This is a genomic window from Bacillus cereus group sp. N14, from assembly GCF_016483555.1.
In the GTDB taxonomy this organism is placed as follows: domain Bacteria; phylum Bacillota; class Bacilli; order Bacillales; family Bacillaceae_G; genus Bacillus_A; species Bacillus_A wiedmannii.
The window spans coordinates 394619-410352 of record NZ_JAEHBQ010000002.1 but is presented as its reverse complement, the minus strand read 5'-3'; the positions used below and the strand labels follow the sequence as shown (position 1 = coordinate 410352).

The following is a 15734-nucleotide window of genomic DNA, read 5'->3' as shown; positions in this document are numbered from 1 at the left end:
TTTATACTATTTTCTATAAGTTAACAAAAATAAAAAACAAGATTACACATCAAAACACTATGGTTATGTTGTAATCCCAATATATTATATATCATACAAATCCATTTCCATCAATTAATATACTGTATTATAGGCTTTATGTTCACATAAATTTCAAAAATAGCCCTTTAATTCATTATGTTTCCCCACGTCATCACACCATAAACTCCCAATTTTTCATAACACGACACCATCTATTGCAGCAAGGCATATAATTTGCACTAAGGAAACATTTATGTTCAAATAAAATTATCAACTAATACATTTAAATGTATTGAAATAATGAGCAAGAATAAATACAATAATTTCATCAAGTTAACATTTTAAAGGGGAAAACTACTATGAATAAAGATATATCAAAAGATGAACAAGTCCCTTCTCAAAGTACAACTGTTCAATCAGCGCATTTAGCATTAAGTGGACAAACGAAAGGCTTAAAAAGACTATTACCATTCTTAGGCCCTGCTTTTATCGCTTCAGTCGCTTATATTGATCCTGGCAATTTCGCGACAAATATTGCAGCTGGATCACAATATGGATATTTATTACTCTGGGTAATTCTTGCTTCTAATTTAATGGCGGTATTAATCCAAACTTTATCCGCTAAATTAGGAATTGCTACAGGTAAAAACCTTCCTGAAATCGCTCGGGAAAACTTCCCAAAACCTGTTTCCATCGGTTTATGGATTCAAGGGGAGCTCGTTATTATGGCGACTGATTTAGCTGAATTTATTGGAGCGGCACTCGGATTGTACTTATTGTTCGGGATTCCAATGTTACCAGCCGCTTTAATTACAGCTGCTGGATCATTTATTATTCTTGAATTTCAACGCAGAGGCTTCCGTCCATTAGAAGCTATTATAACAGGAATGATTTTTATCGTTGTTATCGCTTTTGGTGTACAAGTCTTCTACGCAAAACCAGAATTAAGCCCTTTACTTTCAGGACTATTTATTCCAAAATTCCAAGGCGTGGATAGTATCTTATTAGCAGCTGGTATTTTAGGCGCAACAGTTATGCCACATGCAATATATCTACATTCCGCCTTAACGCAGCGCCGCGTAGTCGGAACAAATGATGAACAAAAGAAAAAGATTTTCCGCTTCGAGTTTATTGATATCATTATCGCAATGGTTATCGCTGGAGCAATTAATGCAAGTATGTTAATTGTTGCTGCTGCACTATTCTTTAAAAACGGCTTGCATGTTGAAGATCTTGATGTTGCTTTTAACCAATTTAGTAACTTAGTCGGTCCTGCATCCGCTGCTTTATTTGGAATCGGACTTTTATCAGCAGGTTTATCTAGCTCTTCAGTCGGGACAATGTCTGGTGACATTATTATGCAAGGTTTCATTCGAATGCATATTCCGTTATACTTACGCCGCTTTATTACAATGATTCCACCATTAGTTATTATCGCTTTAGGTGTAAACCCAACTTACGCTCTCGTTATGAGCCAAGTTGTCTTATCATTCGGTATTGCTTTTGCGTTAGTACCGCTTATTATGTTTACAGGCAGTAAAAAAATTATGGGTGCACTCGTTAACCACCGTATAACAACTTTTATCGCTTGGATAATCGCTGCACTCGTTATCATTTTAAATATTTTCTTACTGTATCAAACATTTGTAGGGTAATGAAAAAAGGTATTCCAATAAAAATGGAATACCTTTTTTGGCGAAGTAATTCTCTTCTAATTACCACCTATGTATGTACCTCTTTCTGGCATTATCGCACCTTTTTCAGTTCGAAAGTAAAGTGGTAATCCTTCCGAAAGAAATATACTCACCTTGGATGGATCCTGCCTTTGATGATGAATATGTAAATGGGGCTCACTTGAACTTCCTGAGTTACCGACTTGAGCAAGAACCTCTCCTTCATTTACATGTTGCCCTTCCCTCACATTAATTGATCCTTTCTTTAAATGGGCAAGCATCAAAAATGTCCCTGTTTCATCTAGTCGTAAATAAATATGATTCCCCGCCATTGACTGAAAATCATCCGATCCCGGAACTACATCTTTTTCATCATTATTGATAGATACAACTGTTCCAGAAGCTGGTGCCATTACTTTCGCTCCATATATTCCATAGTCACCTAACTTACTACTTTTCACTTCAGCAGGCGGGATAAGAATATCATATGCCCATCGTTCATTCGGTTTTATAACGTGATAGTTCGTTTCTACCCGATCACCACCCCATCCTACTAGTGCTCGTTCATTTAAGGGAAAACGAACGACTATTTTAGGACTCATAGTCTGTACATCTGCTGGGTAAGCAAGTCCGCCTATGTTAGCAAACCACCCTAAAGGCCAAGCTCCAATTATAGAGAAAAGAACGATGAAGAGTAGTGTTCTATCTATTTGCTTTCTGAAAATAACTTTCCACACAAATAGTAATACTGACCCTATCAAAATAAAGATTGATACTACGCTAAAGGCTTGTATACTCCACCAAACAATGACTGATATAACACCATGGGCTAAATAAACTACACTCCAACTTATAATTAAAAACGCAACTAAAATTACTAATACATATTTCTTCCACATGTTGTATCCCCACCCTCATATCTTTGTTCTACATGATACGAAGTGAACATTACGACATATAAAAGAAATACTTACGACTTTCTTACAATTCTTGATAATGCGGTAAAACGATGGTGAAAACAGTTTCTTTCTCGTTACTGCACACAGTGATATCCCCTTTATGAAGCTCTGCTATACTTCTCGTAATTGCAAGTCCCATTCCTTTTCCACCCGTATGAGAGCTACGTGATTTTTCACCACGATAAAACTTCTCAAAAACGTAAGGAAGGTTCTCATTCGGAATACATTGTCCAAAATTTTTAATTTCTATTTCAACATTCATGTCTCTTTTAGAAATTTGAATCAAAATCTGTTTTCCGTCTTTCCCGTATATAATACTATTACTAATTACATTTTCGAACAGCCTCACCATAAGCGCTACATCCATTTCCACATGTAACTCCTTATCACCATTAATACAAAAGCTCATATCGGCATCATCTAGTTGTGGCACAAAATCAATCATGATTTGTTCAATGAACGCTTTCATATTTACTACACTTTTATGTAATTCAATCCCTCTATAATTTATTTGACAATATTCTAATAAATCATCTACTTGATTTTTTAATTCATAACTTTTTCGCTTTAATATACTTACATACTGTTCACATTCTTCTCTATTTGAATGAAGCTGATTTCCTAACAGGTCCGCGTAACCGATTAGAGATGTTACAGGTGTTCGTAAGTCATGAGAAATATTACTAATCATTTCAGTTTTCATTTCCTGCGATTTTTTTTCATTTTCGATAGACTCTTTTAAACTTTTAGCCATTCTATTAACATTCGCTGCTAATTCACCAATCTCGTCATTTTTCGAAATAGGTATATGTATTTCCAAATTACCATTACTTATTTCTTTCAAGTTCTTATTTATTTCAGATAACCTTTTCATCATTGTTTTTGTCATGAATGCAAAGTATATTGTAGTAAAAATTAAAAAAGCTATTAAATATAAAAGTGAATATTTTTCCTCTAACGCAGTAACATGACTATATATATTTCCAATTACAATTTGAAACGCTATTATACTTACAGTTGCTAACAGAATGCTACATATGAATGCGATAAAAAACTTAGTTCTAATGCCTTGTAATGATTTAATCTTCAATTTTATATCCGACTCCCCAAACATTTTGAATAAACTTCGGCTCTTTTGGATTCTCTTCAATTTTATTTCTTAATCTTGCAATATGAACCATTACTGTATTATTACTTTCATAGGCCCTTTCTTTCCAAACACTCTCATATATTTCTTCAATAGTAAACACACGATTCATTGCAGCTGCCATTAAATACAAAATATCATATTCGGTTCTCGTAAGATTGATTGTTTCTCCATATAACATTACTGTTCTAGACACTTCATCTATTTCTAACCCTCTAATGTTTATTTTCTTTTCTATTTCTTGGACAGCATTTTGATTAAAATATGTATACCTTCTTAATTGAGCTTTCACTCTCGCTATAAATTCAATTGTACTGAAGGGCTTCACAATATAATCATCTGCTCCAGTACTAAATCCTATTACCTTATCTACATCTGATGATTTTGCGCTTAAAAACATAATTGGTAAACTATGTTTCTCTCTAATCCTTCTACACAATTCTATACCATCCATTTGTGGCATCATAATATCCAAAATAGCAAGTTGAATACTGTTATTATTTATTATTTTTAAAGCCTCTTCCCCGTTATGAGCACTAAAAACTTTAAAACCTTCTTGCATTAAATTCACTTGCACAAATCGAACAATATCTTGATCATCATCTACAATTAAAATTGAATTTTTCTCCATATGCAAACCTCTTTTTTGAAATATATTCCACAATCAATTTTATCACAAATCAAAACCATACTTCCCTCTTGAATAATCTTTATTTTCAGATTACATTATATAATAACAACACATTCTAGTTTCAGAAGAAATGGAGTGAAAGCATGTTTCCTATATTAAAAACCGACCGACTCATTTTACGAGAACTTACCGAAGAAGATGCACCGAGTATACTACAATGCTTTTCTAATACTGATGTACTGCGCTATTATGGCCAAAAACCATTACAAAATATTGATCAAGTGAAACAAGTCATTCATAACTTTAAGCTGAGTTACAATGCAAGAAGCGGTATAAAATGGGGTATCGAATTAAAGGACAAGAAAGAGCTCGTTGGAACCATTGGTTTTCACGATTGGTCTTCTGAGCATAAACGAGCCAATATAAGTTATGCCTTTCTCCCTGAACACTGGGGAAATGGATATGCTACTGAGGCAGTTTCTGAAGTTATATCTTACGGCTTCCATACACTTCATTTAAAGCGTATCGGAGCAATTGTCTTCCTTGAAAATGAGGCGTCAAATAAAGTGCTATTAAAATTAGGTTTTGAAAAAGAAGGAGTTCTAAAAAATTATATGTATCAAGATGATATTCCCTATGACACGAATTATTATTCTTTATTAAAATGAGTTTAATAGAAATTATACGTAAAAACTCGTTTCAGCATAATGAATCAAGATAGTGGATTTTTAACGAAAGATAGGAAACCGAGCGTTTTTCATTTCTTAGATCATCATACGACTGATGCGAAGTACAATAAATTATATAATCTAAAAAGGGGCATGAGCATACTCTTACTCATGTCCCTTTTTTTACGTTCTTTTTCTGTTTTCGCAATGCTTTTGGAATGTATAGCTTTCCATGTACTCTCCCGTCATTGCATATGCTTTAGAACGAGATCCTCCACAAACATATCGAAACTCACAAACTAAACTTTTTAAAAGTTTTCAATATCATTACCTCTTTTCTAAAACCATAAAGAACGTACTATCCGGTAGCGCAACCGCATTCCCAGACTCATCTTTAAAATCGATTTTCTCGCTAAGATGTTGTGTATATCCATCCTGTAAATAGTTCATAGCTTGAACGATGTTTACTTTATCTCCAAAGATACCCTTTACGAAATCCTTATAGTCGTTTGGCGTAAAGATTCCAAACTGCTCTTGCACCTCGTGAACGAAGGAATCCTCACCCCATGTATACGTATATAAGAACTCCATCGCATCGTTAACAGGCATTTTGACTGTATTGTCTGCAAGTACCTTATACTGGATTATACGCCCCTTAAATTCACGGACATACTGCTCTAAGAACTTCATTCCGCCTGCATCTTTAAAATGAATCACACGCATTAACATTTTATCTTCAGTCATGATGCCATCACGAATGATAATACGACCTCCTGGCTTTAACACTTCGTAAGCACTCTGTAGTCCCTTTTTAATTACTTCATGATTGAATTTCTTACCTTCATACTCGATATAAGAGAACAGTTCATGAAGGATAGAAGAATATACAATCGTATCAACCGATTCTTTATCAAACGAGCTACCTAAGTTGATTGCATCCCCTTTAATGACGTCCCAAGAACGACCTTCGTCCTGTTTCTTCTTTTTCAACGTATCAATCACGTTTTTGGAAATATCGATACCGTAGATTCGTTTATTTTCGGTCTCTTCTTCAATCATGTCTAGCATAACACCACCACCAGCTCCAACATCTACAACCGTATCTCCCTTTATATAATCAAGAATAATTCGTTTATCATCAGCCGAACTATTCATATGCTCCAGATACACTTCTTCGTTATGGAATCTATCATATGCGTCCTTTCGTAACCCGAAGAAATCAAAGAGCAGTACGTTTGCTCGAGCATGCATCATATCTATCTTTTCTGCCTCTACACAGAAGGTGATTAACGCTTCACCTACAGCAGAAAACTGAAACGACACATATGCAGTCTTCATATCTTCATCGACTTTAGCTTCAAAAGAAACATGCGTTGTATCCGGCTTCTCGTTCTCACGGTACTCCCGTAGATACTTCTCAATAACCCGCTTACGATACACGTTGTCCTTCTTCTCGCCTTTGAAATCATAGTGCAACTGCTGCATCAATTTCTCGAAATGGATATGCTGAACCTTTCTAGTGCCTATCTCGTTCTTTAACATAACAAAAACTGTCCAAATATCCTCGAAGCTAAGAGCATGCATAGACGGTTCTACATACCACAAATCCTTATCAGATAAGAACGTTTGAACGTCACTCTTCTCGCTCCCCATAATTATATCTTTTTCAAATACTGACTCCTTATGTTTTGGCGTGAGTCTATGTATACGAGAAGTAAACGGCTCCACATAACCATCAAATAGCCCATCAATTGTAATCTTCACATCGTTCTTCACTTCACTCCATAAAGCTTTTGATACGCCCTCAATAATACATTGGTTAAGATAGTATAGAATCTCCTTTAACCTAACGTCTCCGTATTCTTCTTTATATGTGTTAATTAAATCAATATGAGAGTCCAAACGAGCCTCCCCGCGGATATACTGCCCGATTAATCCATGTGTTCTAATTAAATCTCGAACAAACAAATACTCAGTAGCGTTTAAGTTTGTCTCTATACGTTCGATAAACTGAATATCACTAAAGATATCAGCAGAACCCTCGTTATGTACCAATAGATTGATCCCGTTTTTCTTCCATTGCTCCCGCTGTTTTAAAGAGCCTACCTTTGCAAGCTCACTATACGTTAGTACCTTTTCAATAATGCGATACGCTTCTTCATCTAACGACAATCCATCTAACACTTGCAGCGTACGGTGCACATAGTACAACACCGCGTCTGTTTTTAATGCACCAAGTACTTGTACATTCTCATAGTTTTGATGTATCTCCTCTGCCTCGATTAGATACTTTAACCACGTAGGGAGAGTATTAGAAAATCCTTCAATGTATGTATTTAGAACCTCAATGTTTTTCAACTTATTTACCCCCATATATAATCAATATCTATAGTAAGGTCTAGGACACCTTCTCCAAAAAGAGCATCACCTTATGTCCCTCCCCCTAAATGCTACTACTTGCTTTTTACCATCTACACCTCTTTCAAATACAAATGCATCAAACCGAGTCTTTTTATTATGTAAAAGAGAGTTATCAATTTCGTTTCTAACATGCCAAGGTTGTAACACATTCTTTTGTTTATCTCTTATTTTATCTTCATTAGGAATTTCGGAGGATCACTTCTCAAATTGATAAACGTATGTTGTAACAGAATCAACTGAAAATTGAAACGGCAAGCGGGTGCACTCCACTTGCCGTTTTTTCATAGCTTAGTATGTACTTGAATTTCTTTTGCTTTCTCTTTTTCACCCTTCACGCGTACAATTAAATCATATGATCCGGATTTTGGCGCTTCAAAAGAAAGCAAGCCTTCTTTTTGAGAAGTGACTTCTTCTTCATAAATAACCTTATCATCTTTTGTAACTTGCAATAAAATCGTACCTTCTTCAACGGCTGCTTCATAAGGGATTTCCACATTTCCTTTTTCAGCTTTTAGCGTTTGTACATCGTAATACCCTTGCAGGGAACCAATTTTCAAAGTCGTTTCGCCATTTTTTTGAACCTTTGTAACTTGTGTTGCTGTATTGCACGCGCTTAACAATACAACAAGAGTGAGGATCATAAATAAACGTAGTGATTTCATAGAAATTCTCCTTTTTTATGTATATGAATTAAAATTCTAACTCTAAATTTTGTACCATCTTATTTCCCACCTCTTAAAATAGCTGTTTTTATAATAAAATAAGTAATAGAAAATAATAAACAAGTACCCATTGTACCAAAAACTGCAACTGAGATGTTACCTGCTAATGTTTCATTTGGATCTAATGCATTAGGTAAAATTGTACCAAAAATTGCAATACAGGCTAATACAAACATAAAATATTTAAATCTTTTTACTTTCTTATTCATACTAATTATCCCCTTTATTCCTTAACATTAACTTCTAAACCAAATCCCTATAAACCTACACCAGGGCCTAATGGTACATGGAATTTGACTCTGCTTTTTCTAGCTTCAAAGGATCCCCCAAGTATTATACATACCAATTCATTCATATAGAAAAAGCCCCGTTCAAATCAAACACTTAAGCCCCCTATTTTTTATAATACTCAAATAATTATACACAAACATCTCTATCAATTCATCTCAATACCTCAATTACCTTTTAAGTATATCAATGACAAAATATATAATCTAATAATATTTTTTTATATAATTAAAAACAAACATAGTTACAACAAGAGAATGTTTGTATGCTGATTTGTACTGTATTCCCTTATTCCATGTACTCTTTAAAAAACCTTACTTTTTAAAAAGTAAGGTTTTTTGTATTTATTCATTAGCGATATAAGCATTCTTATAAGTATAAACACCACCAAATTGATGCTTTTCAATTCCCTTTACGTAATCCTTTTGTACATATGCTGAACCAATATGATACAGCGGTGCTACAGCTGCATCTTCTAATAATACCTGCTCAGCTTCTAGCAATGCTCCCCATCGTTTCTCTGGTTCTAGTACAAAATCAGTTTTCGCTTTCTTTATTAATTCATCGAAACGAGAATTAGAGTAATTCATTTTATTATTCTGATTACCCGTCGTAAATAGCTCTAAGTAACTAATTGGGTCTTTATAGTCAGGTCCCCAATTTGCCATAGTTATATCGTAATCACCTGTTTGTTCTAACTGTAATTTTTGCTTAAATGGCTGTTGTTTAATTTGTATCGTTAATCCATGCAAATTCTTTTCTAAATCACCTTTTATATATTCTGCCATACGTTTTGCATTATCTTGTTCAAACGTTAAAAACTCGAAGTTTATTTGCTCTACTCCAAGCTCTTTTTTCGCTTCTTCCCAAATCTTTTTCGCATTTTGCAAATCATATGAAGAAAGATCTCCGTTTTCTTTTCTAAAATCTTTGCCAGTCTCTTCATTTATATGACCAACTGGTACAAGTCCGCTTGCAGGTTTTGCCCCGTTATTAATAAAGTGAGCAACGAAATCTTCTTTATTTAACGCTAATGAAATAGATTGACGCACTTTCTTATTTGCTAACGCATTATTTTTTTCATTAAAACGTAGCATAGCAATTCCAGGATCGCTCGACATATGTAATTCCTTATTCCCTTTATACTTGTCTACAAATTGAGAATTAATAGGCACCCGGTCCAAATTACCAGCTTCGTATAAATTAACAGCCGTCATTGTATCCTTTACAATTTGAAAGTTTATCTCGTCTAATTTCACTTTCTTTTCATCCCAATATGTAGCATTCTTCTTTAATTGAAACTCTTGTTCATGCTTCCACTTCTCTAATACAAATGGCCCGTTATATATGAGATTACTAGGTTCCAATGCATAATTCTTTCCTTGTTCTTTCAAAAATGATTCATGCTGTGGTAAGTAAATCGGCAATGCTAACAACTGTAAAAAATACGGAATTGGCTGTTCGAGTTCCACTTCTAACTTATAATCATTTATTGCTTTAACTCCAAGGTTATCAAGAGACATTGTTCCTTTATTAATTTCTTTCGCATTTTTCACATGAAAGAGCATGGACGCATATTGAGACGCTGTTTCAGGGGTAATTGCACGTTTCCATGCAAACATAAAATCATTTGCTGTTACATTGTCACCATTTGACCATTTTGCATCTTTACGCAAATCAAATGTATATTTTTTACCATCTTCACTTCTTTTAAACGATTTTGCTACCGCTGGAATAGGCTGATCTTGATCATCTAATACATACAACCCTTCAAATATGTTTTGCATAACGTGCGCTGACGTACCATCCATCGTTTTCGCAGTATCAAGAGAAGGAATTTCTTCTGATACCGTTACATTTAATACTTGTTTTTTTGCCTCTGTTTCGCTTTTATTCGCTTTATTATTACAAGCTGTTAATAATAAAGATGTAACAAGTGCCATTACCATTAAATGGCTCTTCTTTCGCTTCATGAATTGTTCTCCTTAATTATAAAATATTATAAAGCGTTATATATTATAGCAGAAATATGAACAGAAAGATGCGACATTCTTTTGAATATTTATTCGTTCAAGAAAAAAAGCTATCCTTTTAAAAAAGGATAGCTTTTTCAACTACATATAATTATCTATCTTTGCAAACCTCGTTTATATTGACTTGCTTCAAATATAATACGCTCTTCATCTAACGTTTTACATTCGCCATTCCAAACGACACGCTTACCGTTAATAATTACATCGCTTATATCTTTTCCACTAGCAGCATATACAAGGTGTGATAACACTTCATCCGCTGGTTGTAAATGCGGCTTATTAGACGGATCAATCGTAATAAAATCAGCACATTTACCAGCTTCAAGTGTTCCTGTTTGTTTCATCCCAATTACTTCAGCAGCTCCTTTAGTCGCAAGTGAAAGGGCTGTTTCAACCGGTAACGCTGTTGCGTCTTGGTGAATACCTTTTTGTAATAATGTTGCTATGCGCATTTCTTCAAACATATCTAAATTGTTATTAGATGCCACACTATCTGTTGCAATTCCTACTTTCATTCCTGCTTCTAACATCGCTTTTACATTCGCTATACCAGAACCTAGTTTTAAATTACTATTCGGGTTATGAGCTACTCGAACATCGTGTTCTGCTAAAAATGCACGCTCATTTTCATTTAACACTACACCGTGCGCAATGACTGTTGGGCGTTTAAACAGCCCGCAACTTGCTGCATATTCTACTGGGCGTTTTCCATACTGCGCTTCAATATCACGTACTTCACGCTCTGTTTCCGAAAGGTGAATATGAACCATCGTTTGATTTTCTACCGCAATACGAGCACACTCTTCTAACAGTTCTGTGGAACATGTATATGGACTATGCGGTGCAACCATCGTAGTTAACATACCACTTTCGTTATAGTAACGCTTCACATATTTCTCAGCTTCTTCAATTGCTTTCTTTTCATCTTCTTTCGTTCCAAAGCTAAATAAAGTTCTTGAAACAGCAGCTCGCATCCCACTCCTTGATACCGTTTCCATAATTGCATCTTGATCTACTCCAATTGGATTAAACATATCAGAGAATGATGTTGTACCACTTTTCACCATTTCAAGTAATCCTAATTCCGTGCTAGCGACTGCAAGCTCTGGAGTAAACTGACTTTCAAGTGGCCAAATTCTCGTTTCAAGCCATGGTTGTAATAACATATCATCGCCAATACCTCTTAAGAGACTCATTACAACGTGTGTATGTGTATTTACAAGCCCTGGTAAAACCCACTTTCCTTTCATGTCAATTACTTCATCTACTTCAAAATCATTAGCGAATTCTCCGCTCTTCACATCTATAATTTGATCATTTTCTACAATGATATATCCATTTTCTATCACTTCATTTTTTTCATTCATCGTTACGATTGTAGCGTTTACATAAGTTGTTTTCAAAAGTATTTCCCCTTTCAACTCTATGAAGTTCCCTTTAATAAGTTACCACCATTATAGTAACTTATTAAAGATTAAGAGTCAAAAGATAATTTCAATTCTTTCATTTTTCAGCTTCTCCTACTATTAATTGTTTTACACATCATATTGCAAAAGAGGCAGTAAACGATCCTCAAAAACCGTTGATGGTGTCTCTCCTATTAACTTTGCTCCCATCTTCAAGTAAAACCCTTTTGCATTCGGATCACTATCAATTGTAAAACTTTTTATTCCTAGCTCATTTGCTTTTTCTAATACATACTCCCAAAGTATTTTCCCGTACCCTTTTCCTTTGTAACGAGGATGAATGTACAGGAAATCAAGAGCGTTATCATTACGTAAAAATGAGAAAAAACCAATCTTCGTATTATCGTTTTCTAAAACATATACATAATTATTTTTTATGTACTCATCAGTAATTGTTAAATCTTCCTTACAAGCAAGTATGAATGCTTCGCTATAGTTCCACGTTGCTTTTGAATGTAGTGCAAGTTCACTTAATTCATTTGCTTCACTTAATAACGCATTTCTTATCTTCATGATTCTTTCTCCTCACCTTTGATATATAAACTATTAAAATGATTCGAAAAGTAATTAAAAAAACCTCTTATTTCCGTAAATAAGAGATTACTTTTATAATTCCTCATAATAGGTAACAATTTTTCAAAAGAAAAAAACGCCATTCCTGAAAATTGGCGTTCTTTTTCTTTTAACCTTTATGGCATATTATATTAAGAATCATTTTTGCACTTCTAAATAGTTTCTACTACCGCTTCAAGCATTGTTCCATTTTTAGCATAGTTCGTATGCCAAGAAAAAGCTTTTTCTAAAATATGAGGAGTTTGTCCACCTCTTGTTTTTGCTTCCTCGTAATAAGCTCGTAGCTGGTCACGATACATTGGATGTGCGCAGTTCTCAATAATCAGTTCCACTCTTTCTCTTGGCGCCAGTCCTCTTAAATCAGCGTACCCTTGTTCAGTGACAATAACATCTACATCGTGTTCCGTATGGTCTACATGAGAGACGAAAGGAACGATACTTGAAATGTTACCACCTTTCGCAATCGATTTCGTAACAAAGATAGCTAGACGTGCATTTCTCGCAAAATCACCAGAACCACCAATACCATTCATAATTTTTGTACCTAAAACGTGAGTAGAGTTCACATTTCCGTATATATCTAATTCTAAAGCCGTATTAATCGAGATTAATCCGAGGCGGCGAATGATTTCAGGATGATTGGAAATCTCTTGCGGGCGCATCATTAATTTGTCACGATATTTTTCAAAGTTAGAAAATACTTGTTGCATTTTTTCTTCAGAAAGCGTGATGGAGCAGCAGGAAGCAAAATTGACTTTCCCAGCATCCATTAGATCAAAGACCGCATCCTGTAAAACTTCAGAATACACTTCTAAATCTTCAAACTCCGAATCTAGCATGCCGTGCAATACTGCATTAGCAACTGAACCAATTCCAGATTGTAACGGTGCTAAACGATTTGTTAATCGGCCTACTTTAACCTCTTCTCGAAGGAACTCTATTAAATGCTGTGCCATAATAACAGTTTCTTCATCTGGAGGAACAATTGTCGATGGCGAATCCAGTTGATTCGTAAACACAATTCCCTTCACTTTTTCAGCATCAATTGGAATACCGATTGTTCCAATTCGATCATCCGTTTTTACGAGCGGAATAGGGAGTCTTTCCCCTTGTTTACCTGGTTCATATAAATCATGCAGCCCCTCTAATTGCGTAGATTGAGCCAGATTCATTTCAATAATAATGGACTTAGCATTTAAGGAGAATGCTAAGGAATTTCCAATTGAAGTGGTTGGAATAATCATTCCATCTTCAGTAATCGCAACCGCTTCCAAGATAGCGAAATCTATATCCATAACGTCAGCACGAAGTAACTCTGCTGTATGAGATAAGTGCTGATCCACAAATAAAAAGTCTCCGTTATTAATTCCTTTTCGCATAGTTGCATCTGCTTGGAAAGGCAATCTTTTCCCTAAAATTCCTGCCTCAGCAAATAATTTATCTACATCCGAACCTAAGGAAGCCCCTGTATAAACATTTACTTTAAAAGATTTATCATTCTTAACTCGGTTTACAAGTGCAAATGGGACTGCTTTTACATCACCAGCACGTGTAAATCCACTTAATCCTAAAGTCATTCCACTTTCAATCCATGAAGCTGCTTCTTCAGGTGTAACTACGCGATCTTTTAATCGTTGATCCCTAATTCTATCTAAATTATTTTCCATATGTAATCCCTCTCCCAATGAATATTCATAATTATTTTACACATTAACACCATCAAAATAGGGATTTTCTTACACAATGCCGAAAATTCAGATAAAACAGCGAATCTAGGTTCTAAAGTAGAAAATTTTAGAATCCTAGAAGCTTACGAAAATAACTGGCATATGATTGACTTACTGGTACCCTCTCTCCGTTATCCATAGAAAGTAAAAAGGTAGAATGCGTATCAGGATAAATCGCTTTAATATGATTAACATTTACAATAAAGGAACGGTGGCATCTAATAAACGAATCTTTCGGAAGTAAGTATTCGAATTCTTGTAGTGAGTATTTATGTGTTCCTGTTAACTCTTCTGAATTCACATACGTCTTTTTATCTTTAGCCTCTAAATACATGACCTTTGAAAAAGGAACTGGAACCCATCCGTCTGTTGTTTTTAAAGTAACGACTGACTTACCATCCGTTAAAGCGGGATAAATTGCCGTCACACACCCTGCAATCTTGCCATTATTTGAAAATGGTACGGCCATTCCATGATAAGGAATACCGAAAACATCACGGTTAATAAACTCAGAGGCTTTTTGCTTCGTTACCATTGCTTTATGAGCAATCGTTCCTTCCTTAATAGGATCCCCGGCGCTAATCTTTAAATCAATTCGTTTACTTGGCCGATAGTAAATATATTCTTTCGTATTCGAAACGGCGATTGATATTTCATCTGAAAATAATTCCCCAACAACATCTAGTAGTATACCTAATGTTTTATCTTCCATATTATTAACACCTCATTCACTATTATACTACTATTATGATTTGTAAAACCGTTCAACAATTTGAACGGTTTTACAAACAATTTAGTTCACCTTAGCCCCATAACATCTTGCTACTGCAACTGCCTGCGCTATATCTAATTTCACATTTTTCAAATCAAAACTTGTAAAATCAATTCTATCAACTATCGCCCCTTTTAAATTTGCACCGCTAAGTTTCGCCTTACCTAGTTGTACACCTGTTAAATCGGCTTCACGTAAATCTGCTTTTTCTAAATTACATTCATATAGGTCAGCTTCAATTAAACGTATACCCTTTAACATTTGTTTACTTAAGTTCGCGAACCTTAAATTCGTATATGACCAATCGCCCGATATTATAGTTATTCCGTCTAAATTCGCTTCTTCAAAATCAGAGCCAGTCATTTTACATTCTTCAAACTTCGATACGAATAAATTCACACCAATAAACTTACAATTTGCAAATGTAGTTCCTTGATGGATAGAAGCATTAAATAGAGCACCGGTAAAATCACATTCTATAAAATTACAATTTTCAGTAGAAACTTCCGTTGCATCTACCCCTCTAAAACAGCATTTTATGAACGTACAATTTTTCAATTCCTCTTCTTTAATCAAAACATCTTGAAAATCTATTTCTATATACTCTTTATTTACAAATTCACTCATAACTAT

General features: G+C 34.7%; 14 protein-coding genes and 1 pseudogene. 2 read left to right on the top strand and 13 right to left on the bottom strand.

The window, feature by feature from the left end:
• The first annotated feature begins 380 nt into the window (after positions 1-380).
• The gene (locus tag JDS82_RS05485; protein ID WP_199712838.1) at positions 381-1676 is read left to right on the top strand and encodes an Nramp family divalent metal transporter; all 1296 of its coding nucleotides are present in this window, start codon (positions 381-383) and stop codon (positions 1674-1676) included.
• A 56-nt stretch (positions 1677-1732) separates the two neighbouring features.
• Here JDS82_RS05485 and JDS82_RS05480 read toward each other — a convergent pair whose 3' ends face one another.
• From JDS82_RS05480 to JDS82_RS05470, 3 genes are all read right to left on the bottom strand, one after another.
• Complete coding sequence (locus JDS82_RS05480; protein WP_098057726.1) at positions 1733-2593, bottom strand: M23 family metallopeptidase; 861 nt, start codon at positions 2591-2593, stop codon at positions 1733-1735.
• Between the two features lie 82 nt (positions 2594-2675).
• On the bottom strand, positions 2676-3743 hold the full coding sequence (locus tag JDS82_RS05475; protein ID WP_199712837.1) for a sensor histidine kinase: 1068 nt from the start codon (positions 3741-3743) through the stop codon (positions 2676-2678).
• Positions 3733-4431 (bottom strand): response regulator transcription factor, encoded by a 699-nt coding sequence (locus JDS82_RS05470; protein WP_000414554.1) that lies wholly within the window; start codon positions 4429-4431, stop codon positions 3733-3735. The genes JDS82_RS05475 and JDS82_RS05470 overlap by 11 nt, the downstream gene beginning before the upstream one ends.
• 143 nt (positions 4432-4574) lie before the next feature.
• Between JDS82_RS05470 and JDS82_RS05465 the strand changes: the two genes are divergently transcribed.
• Positions 4575-5099 (top strand): GNAT family N-acetyltransferase, encoded by a 525-nt coding sequence (locus JDS82_RS05465; protein WP_064056715.1) that lies wholly within the window; start codon positions 4575-4577, stop codon positions 5097-5099.
• Between the two features lie 169 nt (positions 5100-5268).
• Here JDS82_RS05465 and JDS82_RS05460 read toward each other — a convergent pair.
• The 10 genes and pseudogenes from JDS82_RS05460 to JDS82_RS05415 all read right to left on the bottom strand — a co-directional run.
• Positions 5269-5399: pseudogene (locus JDS82_RS05460) on the bottom strand (radical SAM/SPASM domain-containing protein); the annotation flags it as partial.
• A 27-nt stretch (positions 5400-5426) separates the two neighbouring features.
• Positions 5427-7472, bottom strand: a complete 2046-nt coding sequence (locus JDS82_RS05455) for a class I SAM-dependent methyltransferase (protein WP_199712836.1) — start codon at positions 7470-7472, stop codon at positions 5427-5429.
• Between the two features lie 329 nt (positions 7473-7801).
• Positions 7802-8182 (bottom strand): BA_1872 family lipoprotein, encoded by a 381-nt coding sequence (locus JDS82_RS05450; RefSeq protein ID WP_000838924.1) that lies wholly within the window; start codon positions 8180-8182, stop codon positions 7802-7804.
• Positions 8183-8241: 59 nt separating this feature from the next.
• The gene (locus JDS82_RS05445; RefSeq protein ID WP_061673171.1) at positions 8242-8451 is read right to left on the bottom strand and encodes a hypothetical protein; all 210 of its coding nucleotides are present in this window, start codon (positions 8449-8451) and stop codon (positions 8242-8244) included.
• A 423-nt stretch (positions 8452-8874) separates the two neighbouring features.
• Positions 8875-10503 carry a peptide ABC transporter substrate-binding protein gene (locus JDS82_RS05440; protein ID WP_061673172.1) on the bottom strand — a complete coding sequence of 543 codons (1629 nt, stop codon included), beginning with the start codon at positions 10501-10503 and terminating at the stop codon, positions 8875-8877.
• Positions 10504-10658: 155 nt separating this feature from the next.
• Complete coding sequence (locus tag JDS82_RS05435; RefSeq protein WP_131233557.1) at positions 10659-11984, bottom strand: bifunctional S-methyl-5'-thioadenosine deaminase/S-adenosylhomocysteine deaminase; 1326 nt, start codon at positions 11982-11984, stop codon at positions 10659-10661.
• A 114-nt stretch (positions 11985-12098) separates the two neighbouring features.
• Positions 12099-12542 carry a GNAT family N-acetyltransferase gene (locus JDS82_RS05430; RefSeq protein ID WP_000702360.1) on the bottom strand — a complete coding sequence of 148 codons (444 nt, stop codon included), beginning with the start codon at positions 12540-12542 and terminating at the stop codon, positions 12099-12101.
• A gap of 212 nt (positions 12543-12754) precedes the next feature.
• A complete protein-coding gene (locus JDS82_RS05425; protein ID WP_199712835.1) occupies positions 12755-14269 on the bottom strand; it encodes an acetyl-CoA hydrolase/transferase family protein in 1515 nt (504 codons plus the stop codon).
• A 127-nt stretch (positions 14270-14396) separates the two neighbouring features.
• On the bottom strand, positions 14397-15041 hold the full coding sequence (locus JDS82_RS05420; protein WP_071743286.1) for a LytTR family DNA-binding domain-containing protein: 645 nt from the start codon (positions 15039-15041) through the stop codon (positions 14397-14399).
• An 81-nt stretch (positions 15042-15122) separates the two neighbouring features.
• Positions 15123-15728 carry a pentapeptide repeat-containing protein gene (locus tag JDS82_RS05415; RefSeq protein WP_046959085.1) on the bottom strand — a complete coding sequence of 202 codons (606 nt, stop codon included), beginning with the start codon at positions 15726-15728 and terminating at the stop codon, positions 15123-15125.
• Positions 15729-15734 lie beyond the last annotated feature (6 nt).

Coding starts and splice junctions, on each gene's coding strand:
- JDS82_RS05445 (WP_061673171.1), bottom strand. CDS start 8,451: ATGAATAAGAAAGTAAAAAGATTTAAATATTTTATGTTTGTATTAGCC.
- JDS82_RS05470 (WP_000414554.1), bottom strand. CDS start 4,431: ATGGAGAAAAATTCAATTTTAATTGTAGATGATGATCAAGATATTGTT.
- JDS82_RS05425 (WP_199712835.1), bottom strand. CDS start 14,269: ATGGAAAATAATTTAGATAGAATTAGGGATCAACGATTAAAAGATCGC.
- JDS82_RS05455 (WP_199712836.1), bottom strand. CDS start 7,472: ATGGGGGTAAATAAGTTGAAAAACATTGAGGTTCTAAATACATACATT.
- JDS82_RS05485 (WP_199712838.1), top strand. CDS start 381: ATGAATAAAGATATATCAAAAGATGAACAAGTCCCTTCTCAAAGTACA.
- JDS82_RS05480 (WP_098057726.1), bottom strand. CDS start 2,593: ATGTGGAAGAAATATGTATTAGTAATTTTAGTTGCGTTTTTAATTATA.
- JDS82_RS05420 (WP_071743286.1), bottom strand. CDS start 15,041: ATGGAAGATAAAACATTAGGTATACTACTAGATGTTGTTGGGGAATTA.
- JDS82_RS05465 (WP_064056715.1), top strand. CDS start 4,575: ATGTTTCCTATATTAAAAACCGACCGACTCATTTTACGAGAACTTACC.
- JDS82_RS05430 (WP_000702360.1), bottom strand. CDS start 12,542: ATGAAGATAAGAAATGCGTTATTAAGTGAAGCAAATGAATTAAGTGAA.
- JDS82_RS05415 (WP_046959085.1), bottom strand. CDS start 15,728: ATGAGTGAATTTGTAAATAAAGAGTATATAGAAATAGATTTTCAAGAT.
- JDS82_RS05450 (WP_000838924.1), bottom strand. CDS start 8,182: ATGAAATCACTACGTTTATTTATGATCCTCACTCTTGTTGTATTGTTA.
- JDS82_RS05440 (WP_061673172.1), bottom strand. CDS start 10,503: ATGAAGCGAAAGAAGAGCCATTTAATGGTAATGGCACTTGTTACATCT.